Source organism: Pseudomonas rubra (assembly GCF_028656935.1).
GTDB lineage: Bacteria > Pseudomonadota > Gammaproteobacteria > Pseudomonadales > Pseudomonadaceae > Aquipseudomonas > Aquipseudomonas rubra.
Window position 1 is genome coordinate 1 of sequence record NZ_JAMDGZ010000007.1, and the last position, 15778, is coordinate 15778.

The 15778-nt window shown below is 60.2% G+C and carries 14 protein-coding genes; 13 read left to right on the forward strand and 1 reads right to left on the reverse strand.

Features of this window, described 5'->3' with window-relative positions; genetic code table 11:
- Positions 1-306 precede the first annotated feature (306 nt).
- From M5G17_RS03225 to M5G17_RS03270, 10 genes are all read left to right on the forward strand, one after another.
- On the forward strand, positions 307-1527 hold the full coding sequence (locus M5G17_RS03225) for a class-III pyridoxal-phosphate-dependent aminotransferase (RefSeq protein ID WP_273891571.1): 1221 nt from the start codon (positions 307-309) through the stop codon (positions 1525-1527).
- Between the two features lie 24 nt (positions 1528-1551).
- Complete coding sequence (locus M5G17_RS03230; RefSeq protein WP_273891572.1) at positions 1552-4422, forward strand: AMP-binding protein; 2871 nt, start codon at positions 1552-1554, stop codon at positions 4420-4422.
- A 9-nt stretch (positions 4423-4431) separates the two neighbouring features.
- A complete protein-coding gene (locus M5G17_RS03235; protein ID WP_273891573.1) occupies positions 4432-5364 on the forward strand; it encodes a DMT family transporter in 933 nt (310 codons plus the stop codon).
- A complete protein-coding gene (locus tag M5G17_RS03240; RefSeq protein ID WP_273891575.1) occupies positions 5365-5832 on the forward strand; it encodes a GNAT family N-acetyltransferase in 468 nt (155 codons plus the stop codon). It abuts the gene before it with no gap.
- Positions 5833-5946: 114 nt separating this feature from the next.
- A complete protein-coding gene (locus M5G17_RS03245) occupies positions 5947-7155 on the forward strand; it encodes a Coenzyme F420 hydrogenase/dehydrogenase, beta subunit C-terminal domain (RefSeq protein ID WP_273891597.1) in 1209 nt (402 codons plus the stop codon).
- Positions 7152-8498, forward strand: coding sequence for a 3-phosphoshikimate 1-carboxyvinyltransferase (locus M5G17_RS03250; RefSeq protein ID WP_273891576.1), 1347 nt, complete (start codon positions 7152-7154; stop codon positions 8496-8498). The genes M5G17_RS03245 and M5G17_RS03250 overlap by 4 nt, the downstream gene beginning before the upstream one ends.
- Positions 8495-9505: an alcohol dehydrogenase catalytic domain-containing protein gene (locus M5G17_RS03255; RefSeq protein WP_273891577.1), complete on the forward strand. Its 1011-nt coding sequence runs from the start codon at positions 8495-8497 to the stop codon at positions 9503-9505. Before M5G17_RS03250 ends, M5G17_RS03255 begins: the two co-directional genes overlap by 4 nt.
- 4 nt (positions 9506-9509) lie before the next feature.
- Entirely contained in the window at positions 9510-11273 is a 1764-nt protein-coding gene (locus M5G17_RS03260; RefSeq protein ID WP_273891578.1) for a non-ribosomal peptide synthetase, read from the forward strand.
- Positions 11266-12552, forward strand: a complete 1287-nt coding sequence (locus M5G17_RS03265; protein ID WP_273891579.1) for a hypothetical protein — start codon at positions 11266-11268, stop codon at positions 12550-12552. Before M5G17_RS03260 ends, M5G17_RS03265 begins: the two co-directional genes overlap by 8 nt.
- The gene (locus M5G17_RS03270) at positions 12549-13187 is read left to right on the forward strand and encodes a thioesterase domain-containing protein (protein ID WP_273891580.1); all 639 of its coding nucleotides are present in this window, start codon (positions 12549-12551) and stop codon (positions 13185-13187) included. The genes M5G17_RS03265 and M5G17_RS03270 overlap by 4 nt, the downstream gene beginning before the upstream one ends.
- Here M5G17_RS03270 and M5G17_RS03275 read toward each other — a convergent pair.
- On the reverse strand, positions 13184-13537 hold the full coding sequence (locus M5G17_RS03275) for a tyrosine-type recombinase/integrase (RefSeq protein ID WP_273891581.1): 354 nt from the start codon (positions 13535-13537) through the stop codon (positions 13184-13186). The genes M5G17_RS03270 and M5G17_RS03275 overlap by 4 nt on opposite strands.
- 771 nt (positions 13538-14308) lie before the next feature.
- Between M5G17_RS03275 and M5G17_RS03280 the strand changes: the two genes are divergently transcribed.
- Genes M5G17_RS03280 through M5G17_RS03290 form a run of 3 tightly spaced genes read left to right on the forward strand, consistent with a single transcriptional unit; the run spans position 14309 to position 15739 of the window.
- Positions 14309-14806, forward strand: coding sequence for a GNAT family N-acetyltransferase (locus M5G17_RS03280; protein ID WP_273891582.1), 498 nt, complete (start codon positions 14309-14311; stop codon positions 14804-14806).
- Positions 14806-15132 carry a DUF6916 family protein gene (locus tag M5G17_RS03285; protein WP_273891583.1) on the forward strand — a complete coding sequence of 109 codons (327 nt, stop codon included), beginning with the start codon at positions 14806-14808 and terminating at the stop codon, positions 15130-15132. The genes M5G17_RS03280 and M5G17_RS03285 overlap by 1 nt, the downstream gene beginning before the upstream one ends.
- Positions 15133-15184: 52 nt before the next feature.
- Positions 15185-15739: a phage tail protein gene (locus M5G17_RS03290; protein ID WP_273891584.1), complete on the forward strand. Its 555-nt coding sequence runs from the start codon at positions 15185-15187 to the stop codon at positions 15737-15739.
- The last annotated feature ends 39 nt before the right edge of the window (positions 15740-15778 follow it).

Here is a 15778-nt window from a genome sequence, read left to right on the forward strand (position 1 = left end):
TTGTTCGGAGCATCCCTAGCGTCTTTTTGCTATTGCTTTATTCATAAAATCAGGAAATTAAACTGTTTTTACGGGCTGAAACAGGTGTTTTTTCTCATGTTAAATAAAATTTACACAGAACGTTGACAGTTGTGAGCGGCTGATGGCTCACTGAAAACCATATTGCCGGTAGGGGTTTGCGACCCTGGCAAAAGGAAGATGCATACCAGGGAAGGTAGCCTCGCAGCGCCCGGTTTTACTGCGCGTCAGCGATTTCGCCCTGAGTATGTGTGCGTGTTAATGGCATGACACTCAAGGTTGACAGTGATGTTCACAGAAGCGCTTTCGATTTCGGTCAAACGCAACACGCCCAGCAGCCCTTCGATCGTTCGAGGCAAGGGCTGCTTTCTTTACGACGCAGACGGTCGTGCCTTTCTCGATATGTCCGGTGGTAGCGGGGCGGCCAACCTTGGTTATCAACGCGATGACCTGATCGAGGTCACCCAGCGCCAGGCCGAACTGTTGGTGCACACCGGCTGGAACATCGACAACCCGCATCGCCACGAGGTGGTGGCGAAACTCGCACGGTTGGTGCCTTACCCTCAAGCCTCTGTATTTGGCGCCGTGACCGGTGCCGAAGCCATCGAAGTCGCCCTGAAAATCGCCCGTGCCGCCACCGGCCGGCAAGGCGTTGTGTACTTCGACAACGCCTTCCATGGCAAGACCCAAGGGGCCCTGTCGGTTACCTCCAACCCCAACTTTCGCAAACACCTGGCACTCGGCGGCCTGCAGGTCAGCGCGCTGGCCCTGGACTACGCGGCCGAACAGGACCCGGCCAGGGCCGCGCAATGGCATGAGCAGTTGTTCGCCTACCTGACCCAAGCCAAACAGGCGGGCAGTTTGCCAGCTGCGATGATCATCGAGCCGATCCAGGCGGCCGAAGGCATGTATCCGGTGCCAAGGCCATTGTTAGAGTCGATCGTCGAACTGGCCAGAACCTTCGGCGTTATCAGCATATTCGACGAGATCTACACCGGTTTTGGGCGAACCGGTAAGCCGTTTGTCAGTGATGCGACGCTACTGCCCGACCTGTTGGTGCTGGGTAAGGCGCTGGGCAATGGTTTGCCGATTTCGGCGGTGGTCGGACGCACCGAACTGGTCGATTGCCTGGGCTACGCCGAGCACTCTTCGACGTTTACCTTGATGCCTCTGGCCTGTGCGGTAGCCTCCAAAGTGCTGGATATCTTCGATCAGGAACAACCGTGGCAACTGGCGGCCAGTAATGGCGCGCACTTGCGCCAGGCACTTGAACAATTGGGTCGGGACGATGAGCGAGTGACCCATGTGCGGGGCCGCGGGCTGATGCTCGCCTTCGATTTTGCCGGCGATGTGCTGGCGCTGCGCAATGGCCTGCTCGATCACGGCGTCATCGTCCGCACCGGTGGGTGTAATCCGAACACGGTCAAGCTGACCCCACCGATTGTCATGTCTGGAAGCGAAATCCAGGCATTCATGCAGACGCTGCAAGGCGTTTGCCAAGCCCTCTGATAACAACAACAGGAAAGGGACATCATGTTGCAGGCCTATGTTCGCGCTGCGGGTTCTGATGTGGTTGGCGTAATTGATTCCAGTGGTAGCCACTCGTTTGCATCAATCGAGCGGTTGCGGGCGGCACTCAGCGCCGAAATCACCCGGACTGGACGGGGTGCGGTGGCGCTCTACGCCAGCCACGGGCACCTCATGTATGCCGCGCTGGTTGCCGGTTTGGCCAGTGCTAAACGATTGGTGTTCATCGATCCTGCCAGTGATTTGGCAAGCCTGCAGGCCACGCTCACGTCACTGGGTGTCAGCGTGATCCTCAACGGTTCGGTACAGTCGGGCCAAAACTTGGCCACCGATCTTGCGGTGATCGACCTGGGACTGTTCGAGCCTGCTCCGGTGCCAACTGGCGAGCCGCTGCAACTGTGTTGTGAAGACTATGTCATCTTCACCAGCGGCTCGACCGGCGAAGCCAAGGCCATCGTCCAGCGTATCGACGCGCTGAACCAGCATATCGACAACTATGTGGCATACGTCGGCATCTCAGCCCGCAATCGCTTGCTGCAATTGGCCTCGGCGGGTTGGGACGCAGGCCTGATGGATATCTTTGCCAGCCTCAAGACCGGCGCAATGCTGTGCAGCCTCAACCCGCGGGAGATGGATTTCGCAGCCATCGACGCAATGATTGTTGCCCATGATCTTGATGTACTGCACATGACCGTGCCGTACCTGCGCGCGTTCTACAGTCCGGCCTCGACTGCGTATACCGCTGCCAAGCAATTGGTGATTGGCGGCGAGATCATTCATCCCTCGGACATCGAACGTTTCAACCAGTGCTTTGCAGTCGGCTCGCAACTGTTCAACGCTTATGGGCCTACTGAGTGCACCACCGCTTTGCACGCCCGTATCAATCAGGGCGAACAGCTACGCTCGGTAACCTGGGCTCTGGACCGTCCGGTTGACGGTGTCGAGGTGGCAGTAACCCTCGAGCCGCAGCAGCCTTATGGCGAAGGAATCGGTGAGTTGTTGCTTTACTCGCCGTGGGTGGCTCGGCGCCTGGACAGTGCCAGTGGCCAGATCGTTGCGCTTACCCAACCCAGCCCGCTTGATCCGCAACGCCAGTGCTACCTTACCGGTGACCTGGCCTGCCGCGAGCCGGACGGCGCGATTCGCCTGCTTGGGCGCAAGGACTCGATCGTCAAGGTCAACGGCCAGAAAGTCAGTTTGGTGCACGTAGAGTCCCAGCTCAAGCGCCTGAGCCAGGTGCAGGAAGTCTGCGTGATTGCCACTGTGGTCCAGGGTAATACCGCACTGGTCGCCTTTGTCATCGCCAGTGCCCCTGAGATTGACGAAAGCGTTGTGCGTCAGGCGGCCAAGGCGCAACTCCCAGCCCAGCAGGTTCCGGCGCGGTTCATGCTGCTGGAGCGCTTTGCGCTGAACAGGAACAACAAGATCGACCGTCAGGCATTGGCCGAGATTGCCGCCGGCATGGCGGAGCAATCTATCGATGCGGGTCAGGCTGAGCCGTTATGGCAGGCAGTTGCTCAGGTGCTCGGTGGGCATCAGCCTGATCCGACGCTTAGTTTTATCGACAACGGCGGTGATTCGCTACGGGCCTTGCAGGTGGTTGCTGCACTAAAGCGCAAGGGCCTGGTGCTGGATCTGGAGGCCTTGCTTTCAGACAGTGCGCTTGAGCAATTGCAGGTGCAGCCGGCAATGAACAAAGCCCGTGGCAAGCGACAGGCTGCAAGTGAGGCCAGCTTGCCCAACCGGCGTTTCCTGCAAAGCCGGGGTATCAGCGATCTGGACCACTGGAATCAGGCAATCGTCCTGAACATTAGCGGCGATTTGCCTACCCAAGCCGTAAGCCAGGCGCTGCGCGCGGTGCTTGGCCATCATGCAATCGAACAGGGCATACACGACTTGGGTCAGTTGGGCGCATCGACCGACCTTGCGCAGGCCGTTAGCCAAACGTGCGCCGCCATTTCCTTGAGCAATCAACAGCGCGTCTGTTTCAGCCAGCTACAACAGGTCGATAGCCACCAACTGATCATCGCCTGTCATCAGTTCGAGGTAGACCGTTATTCGTGGATGCTGCTGGTTGCCGAACTCGACGAATGCCTGAGCCAGGGCCTGCACTGCATCAGCCAATGGCATCGGGCCTTGCGCTTTGACGAGTGGCTGCAAAGCTACCAAGCGTTGCACGCCCAGGTGCGCAACACCGACTTCTGGCAAGCCTTGCCCTGGCAGCAGTGTGCTACGTCGAGTCATCGCAGTGTGGCGTTCCCGCGTCGCGAAGCCTTTGTCCGTGCCGAGCTGTCACTGGGGGCGATTTCGCGCCTGCCAGCCTCGGCACAGGGAATGGCCGAGATCAGCAACCTGCTGCTGGCTGCAATTCTCGGGGCGATGAGTGAGCACGACGACAAGCCGGTACAGAAAGTCCACCTGCTCGATCATGGCCGCGCCTTGGACAAGCAAGGTGCCGATCTCAACAGCGTGTTTGGCTGGTTGACCCTGATCTACCCGATGGTGCAGCAGGTTGGCGGGGTAGAGCTGTATGCACTGGCCGAGCGGATCAAGGCCTACCAGCAGGCAACACAAGGCTTTGCCCATAGTTTCGGCAACCAGTACTTCGGCACTCCCCGGGCCGAGCGTCTGACGGGCGATCTTGACTGCGACTACAGCTACAACTTTCTCGGCGCACTGCAGAGCCACATCGGTAGCCGGGTCAATGTCCATCCGCTGAGTGTGCAGTTGCTGCACGGCAGCCCCAGTCACCATCTGGAGTTCACCGGCTACCTGGTCGATGGCGAGTTGCTGCTCAAAGTCGACTATGACCCCGACCGATACGCCCGCCAGGACCTGGACACTGTGCTCGACAGGATCAGAGCAACCTTGGAGTAGAGAACAAGCATGAACGCTGATCACAACAACAAGAAACCCCGTTCACTGATCGCACCGCTGATGTTCGTCGGTTGCCTGATGATCTGGTCGACCAACTGGATCGCCATCTCGCTACAGGTAGAGCGCTCCGACATCGGCTCTTCGCTGATGCTGCGGTTTTTGATTGCCTACCTGGTGTTGTGGCTGTGCCAGCGGTTGTTTGGCACAGTGCAGGCCAAGGTGACGCGTAGCGCTTACCTGCAGATGGCCTGCGTGGGGGCGGTGTATTTTTATGCAGGTATCGGCCTGGCCTATCTGGCCACCGCTTATCTGGGCAGTGCGCAGATGGCGTGCCTGAGTGCATTGGTGATTTTCTACATCATCGGCCTCAAGCGCTTGCTGTTCAAAGCGCCGGTTGCCATACACAGCCTGGTTGGCGGCCTGGTGAGCCTGCTTGGCCTGGGGCTGTTCATGCTCGGCGACGATGCCCGGCCCTTGTCCCTGCCCGGTACCGTGCTGGCCCTGACGTCGTTTCTTGGCGTGGCCCTTGGCTCGGTGCTCTCGGAGCACATTCAGCGCAGCCATGGCCTGGGCACCTTGCACATCAACAAGGTGGCTGCCGGCTGGGCCTGTGCCCTCTACGCACTCAGCCTGCTGCTGACCGGCAAGGGCCTGCAACTGCCTTCGACCCTGGTCGATGCCAGCATCTTGTTGTATCTGGGGGTGATCTGCTCAGCACTGGTGTTCGTGCTGTTCATTGACCTGATCAAGCGGGTAGGGGCAGAGAACGCCGGCTATGTCGGCGTGCTGTATCCGATCGGCGCAAGTTACCTGTCGGTGTGGCTGGGCGAAACGCCCTTGGGCCTGCACATGATGATTGGCAGTGCGCTGGTAATGCTTGGCAGCCTGATCAACTTCAAATGTCGATACAACCCTGGACTGAAGAAACTGGAGTTTTCCTGAATGAACAACCTGCAGATTCGCTTGGCCACTGCGGACGACGCCAGTGGCATTTTCAACGCCCATCGCAACTCGGTGGAGCGCCTTTGCACCCAGGATTACAGCCCCGAGCAGATCAGCATGTGGCTCGACGGGCGCTCAGCGCAGACCTACCGCGAAGCAATTGACAAGGGTTTGCTGTGGTTGGCCGAGACCGATTCGATTCAGGGTTTCGTCGAGGTCGAGGGCAACGAGATCAGCAAGCTGTTCATTTGCGGTGACGGCGCCCGCCGCGGTATCGGCAGCCGATTGCTCGAGGTGGCTATCGAACACCTGCGCAATGGCGGTGCGCAGAGCGCCTACCTGGAAGCCACCCTCACCGCCGAGCCCTTTTACGCCCGGCATGGTTTTCAGAAAATCGGCGAGGGCACCTTCAGCCGAGGGAACAGCCCGGTCTCGCTGGAGATCGTAAAAATGCAGCGCAGCCTCTGATCTGACAGCTGCTTACTGACAACACAGCGTTTTAGTCGCCGCCCTTGAGTCTTTTCGAGGGCGTGGCTTCCTGCACCCGAAAATCGGCACTTGAGGTTACTGAAAATGACAGGGATGTTGTTGAAACTCACCGTTCTTGACCAGAACCTTTGCGCAGGCTGCGGTGCTTGCGCCCTGGTCTGTCCGGAGCAGTTGATCAGCTTCGACCCCGACACGGTCACGCCGGTGCTGGACCTTGCGGGTGATCACTGCGAGCCCTGTGGTGAATGTCTGGCAGTCTGCCCAGGGCTGCAGCCAGACACGGACCGCGCCGAACAGGAGCTGTTTGGCCGTACGCGCACCGCCCAGGAGCGCTGGCTGGGGATCAATCGGGCGGCAATCGGCGCACGCTCGACTGACGCGCACATCGTTCGGCGTTCGGCCAGCGGCGGTACCGCAACCACCTTGCTGCTGACTGCGCGGGCGCATTTAGGCGTGGACCTGACGTTGACCATGGGCCGCGATGCACAGCAAGGCTGGCGCAGTGCTGCGCAAGTGGGCGGTGCTGAGCAAGCGATTATCAACAACGCCCAGTCCACCTATCAACTGGCGCCGTACCTCAATGCCTTGCGCGAGTGCTTCGAGCAAACGCCTGAAGCGCGTATCGCCCTGGTTGGCCTGGCGTGCCATGTGCAGGCTATCCGCAAGCTGCAGCGTCGGGACACGACCATTGGCCGCTGGGCGAAAAGCCAGGTTGTCTGTGTGATTGAAACCGCCTGTTCGTCCAACACCTTGCCGGCCGGTACCCGCAGCATCATCAGTGATGTGCTGGCCCAGGACCCGCAGCAGGTCACGGATATCAAGTACCGCGAAGGCGAGTACCCCGGACGCTTGCAGGTGACCCTGATCGACAACCAGACCTTGGGCATCGATTTCTGGGAAATCCTCGGCAAGCTCAAGGACAACAAGACTTTTCGCTGCCTGAGCTGCGGCGACTGGATGAGCGGCCTGGCGGACGTCAGCGTCTGTGATGGTGACCCGAATATCTTCGAAGCCAGCCTCAACGGCTCGCAAGAAAAGAAGCATGGCCGTGCGCTGGTGCGTACCGACATGGGCCAGTTACTGGTTGACAGTGCGATTGCCCATGGTCGCCTGGAAACCTGGGCGATTGACCTGAGCGGCTTCAACCTGGGCCTTGAACGCAAGAAAAACCGTCGGCGTTTCTACGAGACGCAAGATCTGGTGCTGCCCGCCGGCCCAGGCATCGGTGACCTTTTCGACGAGATGGCGTTAGTGGATGACGCCGAACTGATCAACCCCGCCAACTACAGGAGTGCACAATGATCGATTACCCGGACCGACAGATAGATTTCAAACTCGATGGCGAACATCAGGTCTGGGCGAATGTCGATGAGCGCCTGCCTTCGGACAAATCCATCAGCCACCGGATGATTCTGTTCGCGGCACTGGCGGCGCACCCGGTCAAGCTGCGCTCGCTCAACCGCGGCAAAGCCGTGACGCTGTTGCTGGATGCCTTGCAACAACTGGGTTTGCAGGTGACGCAAGAAGAAACCCGCGACTGCGTGAGTATCAGCGGCGACTTCGCTGCTGATACTCACGAGACAGTGGTTGACCTGGGCCCTTCGAGCGCCGCTGCACGGATGCTGATTGGCATGCTGGTAGGCTTGAATGTGCCGTGCATCGTTGATGGCGATGAAACCCTGCGCAATCGCCCCTTCGACTGGATCGTCGAGCCGTTGAATCAGATGGGCGCTGACCTGCACTACCTGGGCAAGCCCGGCTCGCTGCCGGTGCGCATCAACAAGGCGCAGTTCAACGGCGGCCATGCCTTGATCCGCATCGGCAGTGCCCAGGCCATCAGCACCTTGCTGTTTGCCGGTGTAGCAGCCCGCAAGGCCCTGTCGATCAGCTACCCGGTGGTGTCTCGGGACCACACCCAGCGAATCGTCAACAGCTTTGGCGACAGCCTGCTCGAACGCCATCACCACATCGAATATCAGCCACGCCAGTGCACGGTGCCCGAGGAGATTTGCATCCCACGAGACCCCTCGGCGATTGCCTATCCGGCTGCGCTGTTCCTGCTGTGTAACCGGGGCCGCGCGCAGCAGCAGTTGACCTTCGACAATGTCTGCCTGAACCCCACACGGCTGGGCTTTTTCACCTGGCTTGGCCTGTGCGGCTTCAAGCTGACCGTGGTGGTGGACAGCGAGCGTAATGGCGAACCCATCGGTCGGCTGATCCTTGAAGGCGGCGGTGAACCCAGGGCTCACGACCTGCGTGACAAGGATCTGTTTCACGCGATGATCGACGAAGTGCCGCTGGCCCTGGCCATTGCCTGTTTGTTGCCGGGACAGGCGAGCTTCACCGACCTGTACGAACTGACCTTCAAGGAGTCCGATCGCATCGCGGCGACCCGTCGTACGCTCAATGCCTTCGGCCTGGACTACCAGGTACACGGCTATGACGTTCGTGTAGACGGCGCACAAGTCCCCCATGCGCCCGAGGCCGTGCCAACCTTTGGCGACCATCGACTGTCGATGACCGCCCACGTGCTGCTGCTGGCCCACGGGTTACAGGGCAGCATTCTCGAAGGGCATTGCTACAAGACCTCATTCCCGGGCTTTGCCGAATGCCTGGACACCCTCACAGGACGCCGTGGCTTATGAACAGACTTCGATACACCCTCACGGCCTGCGGTGCTGACGGTGTGCAACGCTTGCAGGCGTCGCTGCGCGCGCCCGCACCGACTGAGGTGCAAGTAGCCGTGGACTACACGCTGGTCAGCCCGGGCACTGAGCGACACTACATTCGCCAGGTTGCCCGGAGCGGTGAGCAACTGCCGCTCGGTTACTGTGCTGCGGGCGTTGTCAGCGGGGTGGGTGCGCAGGTCGATCAGTTCACCCCCGGCGACCGGGTGGTGGCCATGGGCTGGAACATCGCCACCCACTCCAACTGGATCAACGTACCGCAGCGGCTGGTCTGCCGGGTACCGGACGCACTCAGCCTGGACCAGGCAGTACTCGCCACCCTTGGCGCCACAGCGGTACATGCCGCTGACCGTGGCCAGTTGGAGGAGGGCGAGCAGATTCTGGTGGTTGGCATGGGACCGGTCGGTAAGTTGCTGAGCCTGGTGGCCGCGCGGCGCAAGGTTCAGGTCTGGGCGGCTGACCTCAACCCGCACGCCATCGAGGCCGGCCTGCCGCTGCGTACCCTTGACCTGCAGGGCGACCTGCAGGCGCTGAGTGGGCACTTCAGCACGATATTCCTGTGTATTGACGCCGACATCACAGCGCTGCTGCCGCGCTTGATCAGCCTGCTGAACCCGCAGGGCAAGGGTCGCGGCCGTTCGCGGCTGGTCAACGTCGGGCGCGTCAGCCTGTCCCTTGAACTGTCCCCGCAGTTGGGCAATGTCGATATCGTCAATGCATCGCGCTGTGGCACAGGCTACCGCGATGACGACTACCACCATGGACGCAAGAGCCTGCGCAGCGTGCCGGGTGAATCAACGGTCGATCACAACATTGCACGCTGCCTGGACGACCTGGTGCACAGCCAGTTGTGGCTGGACTGCCTGCGACGCGAGCAGCAGCCTGTTACGCAAGCGTTGCTCAGCTACAACTCGGCGGCATTCTTTGCCCCGGGCATTCAACTGATCAATCACCAGGAAGGTTGACGGCATGACGTGTGTATCGATACCTGAGCGCCTGGAGCAAATATTTGCCCGCCATGCGCACGACATCGCCCTGAGCTGCAATGGACAGGCAATCAGCTATGCCCAGTTGCAGGAGTGCTCGGCGGTTGTGGCCGCGCATTTGCTTGGCTTGGGCCTGGCACCGGGCACCACGCTGGCCTTTGATGTGCAGCGCTCGATCGAGCAGGTGGTGCTGATCGTCGGGATGGTGCGGGCGGGCTTGTCGTACTGCTATCTGGACCCAGGCAACCCGGCGCAGTGGAATGCGGCGATCGTCTCGCGCAGTGGCATCGACTGGACCGTCAGCGAAGTACCTTCGGCAAACCTGCTGCTCGCCGACCTGCTCGCGCCGGCGCCGCTGCCGTCGCACTGGCCGGCCTTGGGTGGCGAGGAAGCGGTGTATGTGAATTTCTCCAGCGGCACCACCGGTGCGCCGAAAATCATCCCCTGCACCCATAAGGGCGTGCTTGGCTTCTGTGATCGGCCGCAGCACTTCGCGCTGACCCCGGGCTTTGCCATGCTCTATGCCTCGAACCTGACTTTCGATGCGTCGCAGTTCGAGATCTGGACCAGCCTGCTCAATGGCGGGCAACTGTGCATTCATCCGCCCGGGCCACTGACTTTCAGCGCCTTGCAGCGCTACGTCAGGGCAGGGCAGGTCGACAGCTTGTGGTTGACCTCGACGCTGTTCAACACCTTCATAGACATCGACCCGCAGTGCCTGCAAGGGGTAAAGCGCTTGATGGTCGGCGGCGAGACATTGTCACCTGCGCACATTCGTCAGGCGTATGACGCAACCTGGGAAATGACGATCTACAACGGTTACGGGCCTACGGAAAACACCATGGGCACCTGTGTTTACGCCATTCCTCGAACCTTCGACGGCCACCGCGACATTCCTATCGGCCATGCGGTGGCAGACGCCACCTTATTGGTGGTGCGTGACGATGGTAGTGCCTGTGCTGATGATGAGCCTGGCGAACTGTTGATCGCTGGTGCTGGTTTGTCCCCGGGGTACCTGGGCGATGCGGCGCAGACACGGGAAAAGTTCGTCGAACTGGATTGGCAGGGCACACGGCTGCGTTGCTATCGCAGCGGCGACCTGGTGTCTTGTGACAGCGATGGCCTTTATCGCTTTCACGGGCGTCGCGACGACCAGATCAAGCTGCGTGGCCAGCGAATATCCCTGAGCGAAATCACTGCGGCCTTCAAGCAATACCCGGGCATGCTCGACTGCGCCGTTGTGCTAGATGATCCGGGCGGCGTGGAACAATTGGTACTGGTTTATCTGCGCAGGTCGGTAATTCTGCCGGCGGACCTGGCCGATTATGGCCGGACTCATTTGCCGCCGTTCATGGTCCCTCAGCGCTTTGTTGCGATCGAGCGGTTTCCCCTGCGCGCCTCGGGCAAGCTCGATACCCACGCCCTGCAACAGCACGTGAGCGGCGCCAGCGAGCGGGCGGGCGACTCGGGCTCGGACTTTCTGGCGAGCTTTGGCCTGCACAGCCGGAATCTGGCGGCCAGTTTTTTCGACAACGGTGGCAACTCGCTGGCGGCGATCAAGTTGGTCGGCAGGGTTAACCAGCAGTTGGGTTGGGAGTGGCTGAGTCTCGCGCAGTTCTACCAGTTGGCCACGTTGGGTGAACTGCTGGCTGTGCTGGACAGTCAGCCGGGGCTGGCCGCATGGCGGCAGGCAAGTGTCGAGCGCTATTACGTGATTGCACTGGAGCAGGAGGCGATCAATGACTGAGTCATCCGAGGTGTTTTCGATCAAGACTCATCTGGGGCGCTTTGCCGTGCTGCGCGCCACCTCTGAGCAGCAGGCCCGGCAACGGCTGGGGGCAACTGCGGGCGGGCTTGACGATAGCGACGACCAACACACAGTGGAATTGAACAAAAGCCAGTTGTCGATGGTGTATGCGCAACTGTTGGGCAAGAATCTTACTGCCAACAACGTGGTGTACCTGTTCAAGCCCGAGCAGGTGGCCGCAGCGTCAGTAGACCTGGCATCGCTAGCCCGGCAACTCAAACGCCTTCATCCACTGATTGCCTGCCGCGTTGTGCGGGTACAGGGCGAGTATGCGTTCGATCTGGACCCGTTACCGCCTTCAACCTTGCTGCTGACTAAAGTGCCTGCTTTCGAAGGCCTGCAGGATTGTGTCGAACACTTCCTGCAGCAGCCGCTCTCACTGTTCGAAGACGATCTGTTCTACCTGTTCAAAGTGCGTATTGGTGAGACGTTGCACCTGGGGGCCTGCTTGCATCACATTCTTGGCAATCATGTCGGTCAGTTCAACGTGTTGCGCAGTGTCCAGCAACTTGCCCAGCAACTGCCTGGCACAGGACAGCCTGGCGACTTCAGCTTTGTCAGCAACAACCTGATGCTGGCCGATGAGTACGAGCGCCAGGTCGACGCTTACAGTGCCGACTGGGAAGCGCAAAGGCACCGCTATACCCGGCTGGCACGGCTACCCGCACCACTCGCCAGCGCCCAGGCACTGCAGTTGCGCGCACCACTGGCGATCGATAGCTTGGCACTGGAGGGGCCACAGCGGCTTGTGCAGTTCCTGCAGGTGTACCGGCAAAGCTGCGCCGCTGCCTTGGGAGTCGAGGCGGCCATCGTCAATGTGCTGGTTGACTGGGCCGATAGCAGCGTCACCAGCGGATTTTCCACCTATACCGTCCCGATTGCCCTGGAGCCCGCGGACAGCACGCTGCAGCAGCAGGTGGCGCAACTCAACGCCAGGCTTGCCCAAGCCCTGCTCGGTTATGAGGAGATTCTCGGCGCGTTACAGTTGTACGATTTCACCCCGTCGTTTCTGTTCAATCTGGTTGAACTGACGAATCAGGATGCAGCATGGCTGCAGCGTTACATCGCCAACCCGGTGAGCGAGAAGCCCAAGACCCTGCTTGACCTGACGCTGATCAAGTCTGCGCTGGGCCATGAGGTGCTGCTCAATAGCTATTTGCCGGCTGCGCTGGCCGAGTCATTCCTTGCATGCTTTGTCGCGGGAGTACAGCAGATATGAAGCTGATCTGTTTCCCCGACTTTGTCGGCCATCCCATCTGTTTCTCTGCGCTGGCGCGTCAACTAAAGGGCAGGGCGCTGCTGACGACACTCAACTACAGCGATTACTGGCCCTATCCGAGCATCGAGGTGCTGGCCGAACGGATTGCTGACGGCCATGACCTCGCGGCCATGGATCTGGTACTCGGCTACTCGTTTGGTGCCCGGGTGGCTGCCTGTTGTGTGTCACAACAGGGCGCGGCACAGCGTCTGTGCCTGGTTGATCCACCTGCGGTTGCCAGCGTTCAGGGGCACAGCCTGCAAAGCATCGCCCAGCGCCTGGCAACTGACCCGCAATATGCCTACATCGATGACCTGGTTGATGCCCAGTTGGTGGAACGCGACTGCGTGCTGGGCAACATTCAGATGCTCGCGCACTTGTCGCGCCAACCGCTGCCGATTGTGCCGGTCGACGTGTTGCTTTCAGCACAGAGCAGCGTCAGCGAACTGGCCCAGGAGCTGGGACTGCATCGCGCTGCATGCCATCGCTACCACGTTGCGCTCGGCACCAGCCATGCTTCGGTGATCAACGATCCGTGCCTGGCAGCGCTGATCATGCAAAGCCCAGCGTTGGCCTGGCCAACCTTGGCAGGCTAAGGCAGGCTGGGCAGGGTCAATGTCGGCCCTGTGTCCAGCACGGCCAGCTCACCAAAAGACACTGCGGCATCGATGTAATGCAGCGCCGACTTGGCATCTTTCCAGCCCACGTAACCCATCAAGGCCTTGAGCTCCCAGCCGTTGCTGTTGGCCCAGGTGGCGAAGCCGCGACGCAACGAGTGGCCGGTATATAAGGCCGCGGGCACACCGCAGCGTTCGAGGATGCGCCGCAGAAGGCCGATCAAGCTGTAGCACAAGTCCGGGCGAAGGTTGAGCAGGCGCGCCAGCAGACGACCGAAGCGCTGGCGGTGCGGCAGGGCGCCGAAACCCGGCTGGCGGACCTGGAGCAACTGCTAGTCCAGCGCCAGGCGCAGGTCGACGACCTGCACGCCCAGCGCGGAGAACTGTTAGGGCAGTGCGACGAGTCGCGCGCGCAGCTCGCCGAAGTAATCCAGCAACTGCACGACAGCCGCGAGCAGGCCTGGCCGATACCCGTGCGCAGGCGCAGGCAGCGCGTTCCGACGCGCAGCTGCTGGCCGCACAGTTGCAGCAGGTCCGGCAGCAGGCTAGCGAGGCGGACGAACAAAGCAGTCGTCTGCAAGACGTCTTGCAGGCGCTGCGTGATGATTTGGCTGACGCCCGTGAGTGGGCCGCCGCTGCCCAAGCCCGCGCCGAGGTTTTGGCCAGTCGACCTAACCGCTCAACGAAAAAGCGCGGGTGAGGCCTTCGTTGCCCGCAGGCGAACGTTGGGCGGGTTAGCAGCAAGCCGCTGCGCAGTTGTACCAGATGCCGGCTGATGCGGTGCGCCGCGATGACGAGCGCCGGCTCAACCGTTGAAGGCTCACTATGGCGCACGTTTCGTGCTACAGCAGGGTGCGCTGGAGCCAGTTTCGCACCCGGTACGCGGTCTTGTGGTCCTGGACGGAAAGGGAGAGTCTCTGTTGGGTGTGGCTTAGCGTCGGATTGCAGCATTAGGCGTGAGAGAAAGTGCTTTTTGATGGTGCTATTCGTCGGCAGTTGCGATAATCTGCCATCACTTTGATTCCATATCAAACGTACGGCATTCGCCACCGGGCACGGAAGTTCTTCCCAACGTTAAGTAGACAAGGATGTTTGCGTAGATGCTGAAGCTCGCAGTGGCTCTCCGTGCGCTCGAACTGGCCGACCTGGCGTTTGCCGAACGCCTCTATGCCAGCACGCGAGCCGAGGAAATGTCTTATAGCGGCTGGCCCGCCGAGCAAATCGCGACCTTTCTGCGCCAGCAGTTCGAAGCCCAGCACACCTATTACCAACACCATTACCCTGATGGTGAGTTCTCAATCATAGAGCTCAATGGCACGCCCATTGGCCGTATATATATGTTCTGGGGGCCGACCACCCTGAACCTGATCGACATTGCACTGGTGCCCGAATACCAGATGCAGGGGATCGGCAGCGCGCTGTTGGCCCAGCAACTGCAACGGGTTGACGAATTGGGGCTGGCCGTCGAGCTGTCTGTCGAAACCTACAACCGCGCGCAAAGGCTGTACGCCCGCACCGGCTTTCATGTGATCAATGAGTCCGGGGTCTATCTGCGCATGCGCCGCGCGCCCCGAAATGCTTCCAGCAGGATAGTTTAATGAGCGATGAGCGTGTTTTTTTGATCCCTTCCCGCATTGAAATGGAGCAGGCCGACGCTGAAGGCTTCGCCCTCCAGGTCACGGCCGATACAGCCCTGCCGGTGACATTGTTGGAGGTCTGCCAAGGCGTAGCGATGAACGTCCGCTACGAGTGCTATTCGCTGATGTTTGGCCTACCGACGGGCACGACGTTGCCTCAGGCGGTGTATCGCCTGCTCGGCCCCGGCGGCAAGCAATGGACTTTGCTGATGACGCCGATATTGTCCGGCCCGGGCAGCCTGTTCACCCTTGAAGCGGTAATTCATCGTGAACTCCAGGCGCCGTAGGCGGTGGGCTGTTGAAACCAGAATTCGAACCACACAACAAAGGTAGTTTTTGATGAGCGATCCATTTCTCGGTGAAATCAAGATGTTCGCAGGTGACTTTGCGCCGCGTGGTTATGCCTTCTGCACTGGGCAGATACTACCTTACAACCAGAATATCGCGCTTTCCTCGATTCTGCGCACTACTTTCGGCGGTGACGGCAGGACCACATGCGGCTTGCCAAACTTCCAGGGCCGTTCGCCTATCGGTACCGGTGTCTTAGATTCGTCGGTATTCAAACTTGGTGAAGCGAAAGGTACCGAACAGGTTACCTTGGGAATATCCAATATGCCAGTTCACGCTCACGTACTCCCCCCTATCACCGTTGGCGCCTCCACCCTGGCAGCGACCACCGACACGCCTGCGCCAGGTATCTGTCTAGGTGTTGCAAACGACGGCAATGGCACCAAGAGCAACATCTATGTTGACGCGAAGCCTTCGATGAACCTGGCCCGTTCATTGACTACCACTGAGACAACCGGTAGTTCAGTGCCGTTCGATATCCGTAACCCATACCTAAGCATCAGTTTCATTATCGCGCTCGAAGGGACCTTCCCGATGCGTGGCTGACGCTCGTAACTGGCGGCCCCCAGCCGGGGGGCGTCACTT